13 protein-coding genes are annotated in these 14284 nt (G+C 68.7%); 7 read left to right on the top strand and 6 right to left on the bottom strand.

Annotation, left to right across the window (positions count from 1 at the left end; all coding sequences use genetic code 11):
* Positions 1-3 precede the first annotated feature (3 nt).
* Positions 4-594 carry a protoglobin domain-containing protein gene (locus ACTMS0_RS03140; protein WP_441153543.1) on the top strand — a complete coding sequence of 197 codons (591 nt, stop codon included), beginning with the start codon at positions 4-6 and terminating at the stop codon, positions 592-594.
* An 87-nt stretch (positions 595-681) separates the two neighbouring features.
* On the opposite strand, the gene ACTMS0_RS03145 is transcribed toward ACTMS0_RS03140, so the two are convergent.
* Genes ACTMS0_RS03145 through ACTMS0_RS03155 form a run of 3 tightly spaced genes read right to left on the bottom strand, consistent with a single transcriptional unit; the run spans position 682 to position 1496 of the window.
* Positions 682-870: a DUF397 domain-containing protein gene (locus ACTMS0_RS03145; RefSeq protein WP_441153544.1), complete on the bottom strand. Its 189-nt coding sequence runs from the start codon at positions 868-870 to the stop codon at positions 682-684.
* A complete protein-coding gene (locus ACTMS0_RS03150) occupies positions 861-1265 on the bottom strand; it encodes a DUF5753 domain-containing protein (RefSeq protein WP_441153997.1) in 405 nt (134 codons plus the stop codon). The genes ACTMS0_RS03145 and ACTMS0_RS03150 overlap by 10 nt, the downstream gene beginning before the upstream one ends.
* Positions 1266-1268: 3 nt before the next feature.
* Positions 1269-1496, bottom strand: a complete 228-nt coding sequence (locus ACTMS0_RS03155) for a hypothetical protein (RefSeq protein WP_441153545.1) — start codon at positions 1494-1496, stop codon at positions 1269-1271.
* Between the two features lie 118 nt (positions 1497-1614).
* Between ACTMS0_RS03155 and ACTMS0_RS03160 the strand changes: the two genes are divergently transcribed.
* From ACTMS0_RS03160 to ACTMS0_RS03170, 3 genes are all read left to right on the top strand, one after another.
* Positions 1615-4830, top strand: a complete 3216-nt coding sequence (locus ACTMS0_RS03160; protein ID WP_441153546.1) for an efflux RND transporter permease subunit — start codon at positions 1615-1617, stop codon at positions 4828-4830.
* 157 nt (positions 4831-4987) lie between these two features.
* The gene (locus tag ACTMS0_RS03165; protein WP_441153547.1) at positions 4988-5374 is read left to right on the top strand and encodes a hypothetical protein; all 387 of its coding nucleotides are present in this window, start codon (positions 4988-4990) and stop codon (positions 5372-5374) included.
* A 34-nt stretch (positions 5375-5408) separates the two neighbouring features.
* A complete protein-coding gene (locus ACTMS0_RS03170; protein ID WP_441153548.1) occupies positions 5409-8603 on the top strand; it encodes an efflux RND transporter permease subunit in 3195 nt (1064 codons plus the stop codon).
* A gap of 14 nt (positions 8604-8617) precedes the next feature.
* On the opposite strand, the gene ACTMS0_RS03175 is transcribed toward ACTMS0_RS03170, so the two are convergent.
* The 3 genes from ACTMS0_RS03175 to ACTMS0_RS03185 form a co-directional block, all read right to left on the bottom strand.
* Positions 8618-9388, bottom strand: coding sequence for an AfsR/SARP family transcriptional regulator (locus tag ACTMS0_RS03175; RefSeq protein WP_441153549.1), 771 nt, complete (start codon positions 9386-9388; stop codon positions 8618-8620).
* 316 nt (positions 9389-9704) lie between these two features.
* Positions 9705-11081 carry a sensor histidine kinase gene (locus ACTMS0_RS03180; RefSeq protein ID WP_441153550.1) on the bottom strand — a complete coding sequence of 459 codons (1377 nt, stop codon included), beginning with the start codon at positions 11079-11081 and terminating at the stop codon, positions 9705-9707.
* Positions 11071-11748: a response regulator transcription factor gene (locus tag ACTMS0_RS03185; RefSeq protein ID WP_441153551.1), complete on the bottom strand. Its 678-nt coding sequence runs from the start codon at positions 11746-11748 to the stop codon at positions 11071-11073. The genes ACTMS0_RS03180 and ACTMS0_RS03185 overlap by 11 nt, the downstream gene beginning before the upstream one ends.
* 172 nt (positions 11749-11920) lie before the next feature.
* Between ACTMS0_RS03185 and ACTMS0_RS03190 the strand changes: the two genes are divergently transcribed.
* The 3 genes from ACTMS0_RS03190 to ACTMS0_RS03200 are packed head-to-tail and all read left to right on the top strand — an operon-like array spanning position 11921 to position 14276.
* The gene (locus ACTMS0_RS03190) at positions 11921-12880 is read left to right on the top strand and encodes an ABC transporter ATP-binding protein (RefSeq protein ID WP_441153552.1); all 960 of its coding nucleotides are present in this window, start codon (positions 11921-11923) and stop codon (positions 12878-12880) included.
* Complete coding sequence (locus ACTMS0_RS03195) at positions 12877-13722, top strand: ABC transporter permease (RefSeq protein ID WP_441153553.1); 846 nt, start codon at positions 12877-12879, stop codon at positions 13720-13722. The genes ACTMS0_RS03190 and ACTMS0_RS03195 overlap by 4 nt, the downstream gene beginning before the upstream one ends.
* Positions 13719-14276, top strand: coding sequence for a hypothetical protein (locus ACTMS0_RS03200; protein ID WP_441153554.1), 558 nt, complete (start codon positions 13719-13721; stop codon positions 14274-14276). The genes ACTMS0_RS03195 and ACTMS0_RS03200 overlap by 4 nt, the downstream gene beginning before the upstream one ends.
* Positions 14277-14284 lie beyond the last annotated feature (8 nt).

The raw sequence follows: 14284 nt of genomic DNA on the forward strand, positions 1-14284 counted from the left end.
ACGATGACGGGAACCAAGGTCGCCGGATACACGTACGGCACGGATCAGGTCGCCCGATCCCCCGTCACCCTCGCCGACCTCGACCAGATCAAGACCAGCGCCATGTTCGATTCGAGCGACGAGGCGGCATTGCGCCTGGCGGGCGAGGTCCTGGCCGATCAGATCGAAGACATTCTCGATGTCTGGTACGGCTTCGTGAGCTCCCAGCCGCATCTCGCCTCGTACTTCGCCACCCCCGACGGCCAGCCGATCGAGGACTATCAGCAGCGCGTACGTGGCCGGTTCGGTCAGTGGATCCTGGACACCTGCAACCGCCCCTATGACCTGGCGTGGCTGGACTACGCCGAGGAGATCGGACTACGGCACACTCCGCGACGCAAGAACGCGACCGACAACGCCCCGTCGGTTCCGTTGATCAACCTCCGGCACATCATCGCGTTCATCGTCCCGATCACCACGACCATCCGGCCGTTCCTCGCCAAGAAGGGGCACAGCGCGGAGGATGTCGAGGCCATGCACCAGGCGTGGCTGAAGTCGGTCGTCCTCCAGGTCGCCCTGTGGAGCAGGCCGTTCACCGCGACCGGATGCTGGTGATCGCCGGTCCGGACAACTGTTGCCGAGAGGGCGCGTCCACCCGGACCGCCAATCGCGGTAGCGGCGAGCGCCCGTTCGGGGGCTCGGTCAGCGGCTCTTGAGCTCGGCGACGAAGGCACGCCAGGCCGCCGGGTCGAAGGTCAGGTTTCCGCCGTCGCGGTCCTTGCTGTCGCGTACGGCGACCACGCCGGGCAGGTTGTCGGCCACCTCGACGCAGTCGCCGCCGTTGGTGCTGCTCCGGATGCTGGTGCGCCACCGGGCGCCGGTCAGGTCCATGTCTCCGCCACTTTCGATAGCAACTCGACCGACTGCCGGGGCGGGAGCGCCTCGCCCTGGATCGCCTCCCACGACGCCCGGACCGCCAGTACGTCCTCGGTGTGGTCGATCACCTGGCCCTTGAGCTGGTCGTCCAGGTATACGACGTCCTCCCTGGTGGGAAGCGCAGCCAGCACGAAGGCCCCGGCGACACCGGGATATGCGCCGACCGTGGCGGGCACGACATGCAGCCGCACCCGGGGATGGTCCGTGGCCACCTTCACCAGGCGCTGCAGCTGCTCGCGCATCACCAGCGGACCGCCGACCGGGCGGCACAGCACATGCTCGTCCAACACCGTGACGAGTTGTGGCGGTCGCTCGCCGGTCAGCACCGCCTGCCGCGCCGCGTCGGGCAGTCGTCAGTCGCCGGCGTAAATCCGCGCCGGGTCGACGGATCGGTGCGGACGGCCGGGCGTCGCCTCGACGACGACGCCACCGATCGTCTCCGGATCCGCGAATCGCAGCGCCCACTGCCGGACGGTCTCCTCGAAGCTGGGGCCGAGCACGGTGCTGGTGTACCGACGCTGGGAGCGGCGCCAGACGTCCGCCCCGCGCCGCTGCTCCGGTGCCATCCATACCGGCCGCATGACGGCCTGATACCGGTGGGCAGTGCGTGAGCCGGGTGTGAGCGGACCGTGAGCGATCCCCGTCAGTCTGTGGCTCTGGTTGGCAACCGACAAGTCTCTAACCGAGAGGTTTCGGGCCATGATGCGGTGGATCGCTGGATCGAGCGTCAAGTATCAACGGCTGGTGCTCGCCGTCGCCGTGGCCCTGATGGCGGCTGGCTTCATTCAGCTTCGCAACACCACGGTCGAGGCCCTGCCGGAATTCGGGCCGGTACGGGTGGACGTGCAGGTCGAGGCGCTCGGGCTCTCCGCGGAAGAGGTCGAGAACCTGATCACGAACCCAATGGAGAACGAGTTCTTCAACGGGATCCCGTGGCTGGCGAAGCTCGAGTCCCGCACCATTCCGGGGCTGGCGTCCATGGAGATGACCTTCGAGCCGGGCACCGACCCGATCCGGGCCCGGCAGGTCGTGCAGGAGCGTCTGACGATGGTCGCCATGCTCCCTGCGGCCTCGTCGAAGCCGCCGCTGGTGGTGCAGCCACTGTCGTCGACCGGTCGGCTCATGATGATCGGGCTCTCATCCGACGAGCGCTCACTGATCGACATGTCGCTGCTGTCCCGCTGGACGATCGTTCCCCGCCTGCTGAGCGTCCCCGGCGTCGCGAACGTGGCCATCTGGGGCTTCCGCGACCGGCAACTACAGGTGCAGGTCGATCCCCCCGAACTGGTGCGGCACGGCGTCACGCTGGACCAGGTGCTGCGCACGTCGGCGAACGCGCTGTGGACCTCGCCACTGACCTTTGTGGAGGCATCGACCCCCGGACTGGGCGGATTCATCGACACCGCCAACCAGCGGATCGAAATCCAGCACAACCAGCCGATCAAGACTGCCGAGGATCTGGCCAAGGTCACCGTCCAGGGCGCGGAGGACCGAGGGGTGCTCCTCGGTGACGTCGCCCAGATCGTCGAAGATCACCAACTCCTCATCGGGGACGCCCTCGTCGAGGACACCCCGAGCCTCATGCTCGTGGTGGAGCGGTTCCCGGGCGCGAAGGTCGCGGACGTGACCCGGGACGTGGAGGCGGCACTCGACCAGATGCGACCCGCCATGCCGGGCGTGCAGATCGACACGACGGTCTACCGCCCTGCCACCTTCATCGAGAAGATGGTCGACAACCTGACCATCACGCTGATCCTCGGCGCCATCCTGCTGGTGCTGGTGCTCGGTGCGCTCCTGTTCGACTGGCGCGCCGCGCTGGTCAGCCTCGTGACGATCGCGGCGTCGGTAGCCGTGACGGTGCTCGTCCTGGGGTGGTTCGGCGTCGGCCTCAACATGATGTCCCTGGCGGGGCTGGTGATGGCCCTCGCCATCGTCGTGGACGACGCGGTGGTCGGCGTCGACAACGTCCGAAAGCGGCTGCGCCAGCGCCGCGACGAGTCCTCCGACGTTCCGGTAGCCGACACCATTCGCACCGCGATCCTCGAGGTGCGCGGCCCGCTCTTCGTCGCCGCCGTGATCGTCGCGGTCTCGGTGGTGCCGCTCCTCATCCTGGACGGGGTGCGCGGCGCGTTCCTCACGCCGGTCGCACAGGGCTTCCTGGTGGCCACGACGGTCTCGCTGCTGGTCGCGCTGACCATCGCGCCGGTGCTGGCGGCGCTTCTGCTCTCCCGCCCGTCCCTGCCGCACCGCGAGTCGCCGCTCGCCGGGCGGCTGGAACGGGCCTACGCCGGGCTGCTGCCCAACCTGCTCCGCCGGCCGGCCTGGTCGTACGCGCTGGTCGGCCTGCTCGTGGTGGCGAGCCTGGTCGCCCTGCCGTTCCTGCGCGGACGGCCGCTGTCGCCGACGCTGCAGGAGCGGGACCTGCTGATCAGCTGGGCGGCGGTGCCTGGTACGTCCCGGCCGGAGATGAACCGGATCACGTCCGCGCTCACTATCGAGTTGCGGGCCGTGCCAGGGGTCCGCAACGTCGGAGCCCACACCGGGCGGGCCCTGGCGTCGGACCAGATCGTCAGCATCAACGCCGGCGAGGTGTGGCTCAGCATCGACCCAGCGGCCGACTACGGCACGACCCTGGCCGCCGTCCAGCGGGTGGTCGACGGCTATCCCGGCGTGCAGAGCGACGTGATCACCTATTCGGACAAGCGGATCCGCGAGGTGGTGACCCGGGGTGTCGCGGAGGACCTCGTCGTGCGCATCTACGGCAACAACTACGACGTCCTCAATGAGAAGGCGCGGGAGGTGCTCGGGATCATCTCCGGCATCAACGGCGTCGCCGAACCACGGATCCGCACGCATCAGGTCGCGCCCACGGTGGAGATCGAGGTCTCGGTCGCCAAGGCGGCGAAGTACGGTCTGAAGCCGGGCGATGTGCGCCGGGCGGCGGCCACCCTCGTGGCGGCGACGGTCGCGGGCAACCTCTTCGACGACCAGAAGGTGTTCGAGGTCGTCGTGTGGGGCGTCCCGGCGGTGCGGCAGAACCTGTCCACGATCCAGGATCTCCGGATCGACGCGCCGGTCGGCGGCCTGCGTGGCGGCCCGACGCAGGTGCGCCTGGGCGATGTCGCCGACGTCAGAGTCGTGGCGAAGCCCGCAGTCATCACCCACGATCAGGTCTCCCGCAGCATCGATGTCGTCGCGAACGTGCGCGGGCGTGGTCTGGGCGCGGTCACCGGCGAGGTCAAGAATCGCCTCCAGCCGGTGACGTTCCCCCGTGAGCACCACCTTGAGGTGCTCGGAGAGGGCCAGGCACAGGCCAGTTCCGAATTCCGGGTGTGGACCTTCGTGATTGGCGCCGTGATCCTGATCTTCTTCCTGCTGCAGGCCGGCTTCGGCAGCTGGCGGGTGGCGTCGCTGTACTTCCTGCTCCTGCCGACCGCGCTGGCGGGAGGGCTGCTGCTGGCGGTCCTCGATCGGGGCGCCGTCTCGGCGGTCTCGCTGCTGGGGTTGCTCACCGTGCTGGCGATGGCCGTTCGTGGCGGCGTACTGCAGATCCGGCAGTATCAGCGGCTTGAGGAGGAAGGCCACAAGCCGGGCGCCGACCTGGTCGCGCTCGGCTCACGGCAGCGGTTCATCCCCACGGTGGTGGGCCTCCTGGCGGCCGGGCTGGCTCTGGTGCCGCTGGCGCTCTACGGCAGTGTCTCGGGTCTCGAGATCGTGAACCCGCTCGCATTGGTCGTCGTGGGCGGCCTGATCACCACGGCGCTGCTCAATCTGGTCGTCCTGCCCGGCCTCTACCTGCGCTTCGCAACCCCGTCCCCACGGCCGGCCGGGTCTCAACCACCGCCCGGGTCGCTCCCCGCGCCCCGGCCACAACCGGATGCGGCGGGCCAACAGACAGGTACGAGCCCCGCGTGAGCCCGATCGGACGCAGGAGAGTTCCATGCACGGACAAGGAGGCGACCACATGCGAAACAGTGGTCGATGGGCGGCAGCGGTACTGATCACCTCAGGCCTGGTCCTGTCGGGATGTCAGACGGCCCCGCCGAGCGGACTTCACCACCAGGCGCCCGCCGTGATCGGCGAAGCCGATGCCAACGGCGTCCGGAGCGTGCGGTTGACCCGGGAGGCCGCCGATCGCCTCGGCATCGAGACGGTCCAGCTCCGCGAACCGGGGGCGATGAGGTCGTCTCCGGGCGCCTCGCCCACGCCGGGCGGCCAGCGGGCCAACGCGGCGACCGTCCTGCCGTACTCCGCGGTGCTGTACACCCCGGACGGCGCCGCCTGGGTCTACACGGTTCCCCGACCCTTGACCCACATCCGGGAGAAGGTCGTGGTTGCGACGGTGGGCGGGCCCGATGGGACCGAGGCGGTGCTGTCGGGGGGGCCGCCGGTGGGAACGACGGTCGTGACGGTGGGCGTGATGGAGCTCTACGGCGCCGAACTCGGAGTCGGCAAGTAATCCGGTCGGTACGAGGACAGGGACCCTGGCCATGATGCGTTGGATCATTGGAACGAGCCTCAGGCTCCGATTCCTCGTGGTCGTCGGGGCCTCGATGATGATGTTCTTCGGCGTCGTGCAGATTCGCGACATGCCGATCGACGCCTTCCCGGAGTTCGCGCCACCCCGGGTGGAGATCCAGACGGTCTGCATCGGGCTGTCCGCCAAGGATGTCGAGGAACTCGTCTCCGTCCCGCTCGAGCAGGGGCTCGCCGGGATCGAGGGCCTGGACGTGATGCGCTCCAAGTCGGTCTCCCAGCTCTCCTCGATACTGATGATCTTCAAGCCGGGAACCGACATCATGAAGGCGCGCCTGCTGGTGCAGGAGCGGATCACCGCCATCACGCCGCGCCTACCCCGCTGGGCCAATGCGCCCTTCATGATCCAACCGCTGTCGTCGACCAGCCGGGTCATGAAGATCGGAATTTCCCAGGCGGACAAGTCCGACGCCGCCCACGTCGAGATGGCGCTGCAGGCCTACTGGACGTTGCGCCCCCGCATCATGCGGGTGCCCGGGGTGGCGAACGTCGGCATCTGGGGCGACCGCTGGCACGTCAAGCAAGCCCTGGTCGACCCGGAGCTGATGAAGAAACACAACGTCACGCTGGCCCAGGTCATGGAGGCCGCCGGCGACGCGGTGGACGTGGGCCAGCTGAAGTTCCGCGGCGGGTTCGAGATCGGCACCGGCGGGTTCATCGACACCGCCAATCACCGGTTCCAGGTGCAGCACCAACTGCCCGCCCTGACCGGGCAGCAACTGGCCGAGATTCCCATCGAGGTGCCGAAGGGCGCCAAGCCGGTCTACCTCAGGGACGTCGCCTACATCACCGACGACATCATGCCGCCGTCCCTGCTCATCGGCGACGCGGTCATCAACGACGGCCCGGGCCTCATGCTCATCGTGGAGAAGCTGCCCTGGGGAAACACCCTCGAGGTGACCCGCGGTGTCGAGGCGGCACTGAAGGACTCCGCTCCGGGTATGCAGGGCCTGCAGGTCGACACCGAGATCTTCCGTCCGGCCACCTTCATCGAAACCTCGATCGACAACCTCGGCCGGGCGATGGTCATCGGGTTCATCCTGGTGGTCCTGATTCTTGTGCTCTTCCTCTTCGAATGGCGCGTGGCGCTGATCAGCGCCATTTCGATCCCGCTCTCGCTCGTCGCGGCGGGACTGGTGCTCCACTGGACCGGGGCCACCATAAATACGATGATCTTGGCTGGGCTCGTGATCGCGCTCGGCGTACTCGTCGACGACGCCATCATCGACGTCGAGAACATCGTGCGCCGCATCCGAGAGCGTCGGCGGGCGGGCAGCACCGAGTCGACCGCCTCCATCGTTCTCGAGGCATCGCTGGAGGTGCGGGGCCCGATCGTCCAGGCCACACTGATCATCCTGGTCTCCACGATCCCGATCTTCATGCTCACCGGGCTCACCGGCTCGTTCTTCCGGCCCATGGCATTCGCCTACGGACTGGCGATCCTGGCCTCCCTGCTGGTCGCGCTGACCGTCGTCCCGGCGCTCGCCCTGATGCTGCTGGCCAGGTCGTCGATCGAGCAACGCGAGTCACCTCTGGTGCGCTGGCTCCAGCGGGGCTACACGGCGCAGCTGGCGCGCATCATCCCTCGTGCCGCCCTGGCCTACGCGACCGTCATCCTCGTCGTGGCGGGCGGCGCCCTGGTGGTGCCGCAACTCGGGCAGAACCTGTTCCCCGCGTTCAAGGAGCGCGACTTCCTGATGCACTGGGTGCTCCAGCCCGGTGCGTCCCGGGAGGAGAGCGTCCGCATCGCCATTCAGGCCAGCAAGGAACTCCGAGCGATCCCCGGGGTCCGCAACTTCGGCGCCCACATCGGGCAGGGGACCCTCTCGGACGAGGTCGTCGGCATGAACTTCGGTGAGAACTGGATCAGCATCGACCCGAACGTCGACTACGACAAGACGGTCGCCGAGGTCCAGCGGGTGGTTGACGGCTACCCCGGGCTGCAGCGCGACGTGCAGACGTACCTGAAGGAGCGCACCAAGGAGGTGCTCACCGGTTCCAGCGACGCCATCATCGTCCGTATCTCCGGCGACGACCTCGGCGTCCTCCGCGACAAGGCCAACGAGGTCAAGGACCTCATCGCGGGGATCGACGGCATCATCGAGGAGCACGTGACGCTGCAGACCGACATCCCTCAGGTGCAGGTCGAGGTCGACCTGGCCAAGGCGGCACGGTACGGGATCAAGCCGGGCGACGTACGCCGGACGGCCGCCACCTTCATCGCCAGCGAGGAGGCGGGCGACATCTGGCGCAACGGCAAGAACACCGAGGTGCACGTGTGGAGTGTGCCGCAGGCGCGATACAGCATCGAGAGCGTCCGCAACCTGCTCATGGACGCAGCGGACGGGAGCAAGGTCCCCATCGGTGAGCTGGCCGAGGTCAAGGCGGCCCCCACACCGAACCAGATCCTTCGGGAGAACGGGTCGCGGTACATCAACGTGGGCGCCAACGTGGCCGCGGGCAAGGCGCTGGGCGACGTCGCGGCCGAGGTCGAGCGCCGCCTCGCCACCGTGGCCTTCCCGCCCGGCTACCACCCGCAGCTGCTCGGTGAGTACAAGGAGGCGACCAGCGCCCAGGATCGGCTGCTGCTCTACGCCGGCGTCGCGGTGATCGGGATCCTCTTCCTTCTGGCGACCGCCTTCAACAGCTGGAAGCTGGCGCTCCTCGTTCTCCTCACGCTGCCGATGGCTCTGGTCGGCGGCGTCCTGGCGGCGTACGTCGGGGGCGGCATCCTCTCGCTCGGCTCGCTGGTGGGATTCTTCACCGTGCTGGGCATCGCCGCGCGCAACGGCATCCTGATGATCAATCACTTCCAGTATCTGGAACGGGAGGAATGCGAACAGTTCGGCCCTGCTCTCGTCCTTCGCGGCGCGAAGGAGCGGCTTTCGCCGATCCTCATGACCTCGTTGGCGGCCGGGCTCGCCCTCGTTCCCCTGATCATCTACGGCGACCTTCCCGGTCACGAGATCGAACACCCGATGGCGGTCGTGATTCTGGGTGGCCTGGTCACCTCAACGCTGCTGAACCTGTTCGTCCTGCCGTCGCTCTACCTGCGCTTCGGCCGGCACACCGAATCGCTCACGCTTCGGCGACCTGCGGTTGCAGCGCTCCGCTGGCTCGGGGCCTGGCCTCCCGACAGGTCATTGACCTGACCGGCGGACCGGCTTCACGTCGCGTGCTCCGGCGGAAGGTCGAGCGCAGGATCGCCGCGAAGGATGGCTCGTTCCAACTTCCGCAGCTCCGGCCCGGGCTCGAGCCCGAGTTCGTCGGCGAGCCGGTTCCGTGCACGCCGGTAAGTCACCAGCGCCTCGGGAGCGCGGCCGGCACGATACAGGGCCAGCATGAGCTGCGCGAGCAATCGTTCGCGGTACGGGTGCTGCACGACGGACTCACCGACCTCGTCGATGACCTCGTCGTGCCGCCCGAGCCGCAACTCCACGCTCAGCCACTCCTCGAGGGCCGTCAACCGCGCTTCCTGCAGTCTCCGGGACAACTCTTCGACGCGCGGTGTCGCCACATCGGCCAATGGGCTTCCGCGCCACAGGTCGAGAGCATGCCGCAACAGCCTGGACCTCTCCTCGTCGTGCTGCTGGGCACGCGCCGCGGCGACGAGTGCGCGGAAGCGGTGCGCGTCGACGGACATCGGGTCGGCCCGCAGGGCGTACATGGGGCCACAGGTGGCGATCTTGACGCCATCGGCATCCGCTCCGGCCATGGCCAGGATGGTGCGCAGCTGGGAGACGCGGACATGGATCGCATGGCGGGCGGTCTGCGGGGGCGACTCGGGCCACGTCAGGTCGACCAGACGGTCGACCGCCACGAGCTGGTTCACCTGCAACGCGAGCACCGCCAGCAGAAGTCTCTGTTGGCGTGGACCGAGATCCAGTTGCCGATCCCCCGCCCATGCCTCCACAGCGCCCAAGAGCCGGAACTCCAATTCCTCACCCCCCGCGCCTGATGGTCTGCGCCTCCTCCGCCGCGCCGCGCAGGGGTCTCAGATTCACGCCGTGGATACGCCTGACAACCGTTCCAGTCGACAATTCTTCACGTTCTCCGCATTCCACCAGCCGTGGCGGAAACTTGGCAAGCGCTCGCCAATATGGTCTAACGCGCCCTAAACGACCACTAACAGAGTTGCCGCCCGACTGTCAATGACCTGATTCGTGGCTGGCGGCTAAGTTCTGGTGAAATTAGCCCGCTCAGGGCGCATCCGATATTCCCGGATCGGCGAGATGAACCGGGAGGGCGGTCGGTCAGGACGCGGGCAGGCGGATAACGAACCGCGCACCGCGTACCGAGTCCTCGACCACTATCGACCCGCCGTGCGCCTCGATGATCTCCATGGCGATGGCCAGCCCGAGACCGGTGCCACCGGTTCGACGGCTCCGATCGTCGTCGAGTCGCGTGAATCGCTCGAAGATGCGCGTGCGGTCCTCGGGCGTGATCCCCGGCCCATCGTCCTGGACGACCAGCGTGACGCTGCGGTCGTCGCTGGAAAGCTCCACGTGGACCAGGGCGGAAGCATGTTGCTCGGCGTTGTCGAGCACGTTGCGTACCGCCCGCGTCAGGTCGTCGGGACGGCCGACTACGGCAGCCGCCGAGACCGCTTTCGTATCGACCCGCACCGTGCCGCCGCCGCGAATCCGCGCCGCCTCGGCGAGCACGATGTCGTCGAGGTCGACGGGACGCGCCGCGGTGCGCGGGGCGCCGGCGTCCGCCCGCGCGAGGAACAGCAGGTCCCGCACCAGTCGTTCCATGCGACGGTTCGCCACGAGCAGGTCGGCGGCGATGTCGTTCCAACTGGTGCTCTCCGGATGGGCGAGCGCGACCTCCAGGTCGGTGCGCGCCGCGGCCAACGGCGTCTGCAGCTCGTGCGAGGCGTCCGCGACGAAGCGGCGTTGACGCTCGGCGGCCGCGTCCAACCGGTCCAGCATCATGTTCATGGTGTCCGCGAGGCGACTGATCTCGTCGTCGGTCGGTGGCACGGAGACGCGCCGGCCGAGTGACCGTTCGGAGATGTCGGCTACCTCGACCCGGATGGCGTCCACCGGCCGCAGGGTGCGGCCCGTGACCATCCAGGTGGTGAACGCGACGAGGGCCAGCAGCAGTGGAGCGCCGATGGCGAGGGCGCCCTGCAGAGCGTCGGTGGCGTCATCGACCGGGGAGAGACTCGCCGCCACGTAGACGATCACCGGCCCGGCCGGCGTCTCGGTCGACATCGCGATGAGCCGGTAGCTGCCGCCCTCGCCGAGCGGGAGGCCGTCGACCGTACGGACCTCCGGGCCTTGCCTGGACGGACGGAACCGGGCGAGAGACTGGTCGCGACGCAGCCCCGCGGTGGCGGCGACGACCCGGCCGGACCCGTCCACGACCTGGCTGATGCTGCCGTCATCGCTGGCCTCGACAGCCAGCTCCGCGGGGAGTGACCCCTGGCGGGCCAGGGCCGCCACATCCTGGGCACGCACCGTCGCGATGGCATCGACTCGCTCCACGAGCGAACCGCGTACGAACACGACCAGGCTGACGGCGGTGACCACGAGAGCGGCACCGACCACCATGGTCGCGGCAATGGTGGTGCGGGCCCGCACCGTGGTCAGGCGGACGCGGCGCCAGTTGCGATCAGCCGCCATCGGGGTCCAGCCGGTAGCCGACGAGACGGATGGTCTGGATCGCGCTACGCCCGAACGGCTCGTCGATCTTCTTGCGCAGGTGCCGGATGTAGACCTCGACGATGTTGGGGTCGCCGTCGAACGCGAAGTCCCACACGTGGTCGAGGATGGTGCCCTTGGACAGCACCTCGCCCGCGCGTCGCATGAGGAACTCGAGGAGGGCGAACTGACGAGGAGTGAGTGACACCTCCATCTCCCCCCGCCAGGCACGATGAGCGGCCGGGTCGAGCCGCAGATCGCCGACGTTCAGCGTGGCGGGGCGCTCCCGCGAGCCCCGACGCAGCAGCGCCCGGATACGGGCGACCAGGACCACGTAGGAGAACGGCTTGGACAGGTAGTCGTCGGCTCCCGTGTCGAGGGCCTCCGCCTCGTCGAGTTCGCCATCCTTCGCCGTGAGCATGATTATCGGCGTCCAGTTTCCGGCCTCGCGCAACTCGGTACACACCCGGTAGCCGCTCTTGCCGGGAAGCATGATGTCGAGGACGACGACGTCGTAGTCGCCCTCTGTGGCCCGCCAGAGACCGTCAACCCCGTCGAGGACGACGTCAACCGCAAACCCCTCGGCCTCCAATCCTCGTTTGATTGATCGGGCGAGGTGTTTGTCGTCCTCGACCACGAGGATCCGCACAACCAGAGTGTGCCACCCGCCGGCTTACCGCCCGCTGAACGCCGACGGTGGAGTGCTCAGGTTGCGTTCACGTTCAGCCGGCATTCAGCCGACCCCCCGTACGTTCGCCATGACGTCCTGATCGCGCGGGTCGCGCAGGTCACCCTCGCGCTCAGGGGAAAGGGATACGCCGATGGGCAGCGTGCAACTCGAGGCCGTGCGACTCACCAAGCGTTTCGGTGACCATACCGCCGTCGAGGGGTTGAGCTTCACGGCACGACAGGGCGAGGTCATGGGACTCCTCGGCTCGAACGGGGCGGGTAAGACGACGGCCATCCGACTGCTCACCACGGTGCTCACACCGACGAGCGGGGAGTTCTCGGTGGCCGGCGTGCCCTGGACCCGGCCGAGTGAGATTCGACGGCGGGTCGGCGTGCTGCCCGAGAGCACCGGCTATCCGGGGCACCAGACCGGGATGGAGTACCTGCGCTATCACGCGCGGCTGTTCGGCCTGTCCCGCCCGGACGCCGCGCGCGCCGCCGCGCGGCTGTTGACGGAGGTGGGCCTGAACGAGCGCGCCTCGTCCCGGATCTCGACGTACAGCCGGGGCATGCGCCAGCGCCTGGGTATCGCCCGGGCGCTGGTCAACGATCCCGCTGTCGTCTTCCTCGACGAACCGACGCTCGGGCTCGACCCCGCCGGGCAGCGCCAGGTGCTGGCGATCGTCCGGGAGATCGCGGTACGGAGAGGAGTCACCGTGGTCCTCAGCACCCACGCCCTCCCCGAGGTCGAGGAGGTCTGCACGAGCGTGCTGATTCTCCACAAGGGAGTCATCGTCGCCGCCGGCACCGTCGGTGACGTCACGCGGGCCGTCGTCACGCTGCGGTACGCGCAGATGCGCGTGCCGGTCGAGCTGACCGACCGTGCCCGGGAAGCGCTCGCCGGCGTCGCCGGCCTGACGGTGGAGCCCATGGACGAACGCCCCGACATCCTCCGGATGTCCGTGGAGGGAAAGCCGGTCACCTCGGACGCGGGAATGAACCGACCTCTCCAGGCGGTGCTGAGCGCCGGCGTGCCGGTCCTCGCCTTCGAGGTCGAAGGCGCACGGCTCAGCGACGCGTTCCTCGCGATGACGGGGGAATGTGCCCGATGAGCACGGAACTCCGTGGGCGCGTCCGGAACGCCGAAGCCGACGCGGGCTCGGTGGTCCCCGGCGATGGTGCGGGTTGGCGTGTCGTCGCCGAACAGGAGTGCCGCGACCTGTGGTTGAGCGGACGCGGGCCCGGACTGCTCTTCGCGTTCAGCGTCGTCCTGAGCGTCATGACCTACCTTGCCGGAACCAACCAGGTGCTCAACTTCCTCGAACAGCGGGAGGCCGTCAACCTCACCCTGCAGGTCGCGGTGGCGGTCGGCGTTCTCGTCACGCTCGTCGTCGGCGCCGACGCGATCAGCGGGGAGCGGGAGCGGGGAACGCTGGAGAGCCTGCTGCTCACGCCCGTTTCCCGCCGCGCCATCGTCATCGGGAAGATGGCTGCGGCACTGTCACTCTGGCTCGCGACCTTCGTCGTGAGCGTGCCGTATCTGTGGGTGCTCGGTCGCGGGGTGTCCCTCGTCGGGCTGGCGCTGCTGCTGGGCCTGCTCGTCGGCACGCTGCTGGCGGTCGCTCTCGCCGCGCTGGGTCTGCTGATCAGCGCCCTGTCGGGTTCCAACAAGGTCAGTCTCGCCGTGAGCCTGTTCCTGCTGTTGGCGCTCTTCGCGCCGACCCAGTTGCCCGGCGGCGCGCCGAAGGGCTGGTTCGGGGAAGTTCTGGTCCGGATCAACCCGGTCGACGCGGCGCTGCACTACCTGACGGCGGTGCTCGTCACCGGGCACGCCTGGACGCGGGATCTGTCCTACCTGCTGTCCCCGCTCTGCACCGCTGTCCTGGCCGGGGGCGTTCTGGTCGTCGCCAGCACCCGGATCGTCCGCCTGCATGGAGGGGTGAGCGGAGAATGAAGACGAGGTTCGCGCTCGCCGCGCTGCTGACGGCGCTGACGGCTTCCCTCGGCCTGGCCGCTTCGGCAGCAGCCGCGCCGCCGGCACTGCCCGGCGTCGTGGAGATCGTGTTGGACCAGGATCGGCTCAGCACCGTCGTGGGCGAGCGGTTGACGGTGGAGTCCCGTGTGGTCAACTCGGCCGGCGCACCGACGGACCCGCTGGTGGCGCACCTCAACGTCGCGAGTCTGCAGGGCGTCTACGTCGACCTCGAGGACTGGTCGGCGGACGTGACGCGGGAGGTGGCGCCGGTGGCGGCGGGCGGCAGCAGGTCGCTGTCCTGGGAGTTCCAGGCCGTCAACACCGGCACCTTCGACATCTACGTCGTGGTCATGCCCAACGGCACCTCCACTGCGGGCACCGGCCCGCTGGTGGTGAGCCAGCCGCTGCACCTGACGGTCGCCGGAAAGCGCACCCTGACGGCAGCGGGCTCGCTGCCGGTCGCCGTCGTCGTTCCGGTCGTGCTCGGCCTGGTGGCCGCGGCCGCCCGGTTCCGCCTTCGGCGTTCGGACTGACGCGAGCG

It is taken from the genome of Micromonospora sp. H33, assembly GCF_052068455.1.
Taxonomy (GTDB): domain Bacteria; phylum Actinomycetota; class Actinomycetes; order Mycobacteriales; family Micromonosporaceae; genus Micromonospora.

Bases quoted from the DNA above. Each gene is read 5' to 3' on its own strand.
- ACTMS0_RS03140 (WP_441153543.1), top strand. From the start codon at position 4: ATGACGGGAACCAAGGTCGCCGGATACACGTACGGCACGGATCAGGTC.
- ACTMS0_RS03195 (WP_441153553.1), top strand. From the start codon at position 12,877: ATGAGCACGGAACTCCGTGGGCGCGTCCGGAACGCCGAAGCCGACGCG.
- ACTMS0_RS03170 (WP_441153548.1), top strand. From the start codon at position 5,409: ATGCGTTGGATCATTGGAACGAGCCTCAGGCTCCGATTCCTCGTGGTC.
- ACTMS0_RS03190 (WP_441153552.1), top strand. From the start codon at position 11,921: ATGGGCAGCGTGCAACTCGAGGCCGTGCGACTCACCAAGCGTTTCGGT.
- ACTMS0_RS03155 (WP_441153545.1), bottom strand. From the start codon at position 1,496: ATGCGGCCGGTATGGATGGCACCGGAGCAGCGGCGCGGGGCGGACGTC.
- ACTMS0_RS03160 (WP_441153546.1), top strand. From the start codon at position 1,615: ATGATGCGGTGGATCGCTGGATCGAGCGTCAAGTATCAACGGCTGGTG.
- ACTMS0_RS03200 (WP_441153554.1), top strand. From the start codon at position 13,719: ATGAAGACGAGGTTCGCGCTCGCCGCGCTGCTGACGGCGCTGACGGCT.
- ACTMS0_RS03180 (WP_441153550.1), bottom strand. From the start codon at position 11,081: ATGGCGGCTGATCGCAACTGGCGCCGCGTCCGCCTGACCACGGTGCGG.
- ACTMS0_RS03145 (WP_441153544.1), bottom strand. From the start codon at position 870: ATGGACCTGACCGGCGCCCGGTGGCGCACCAGCATCCGGAGCAGCACC.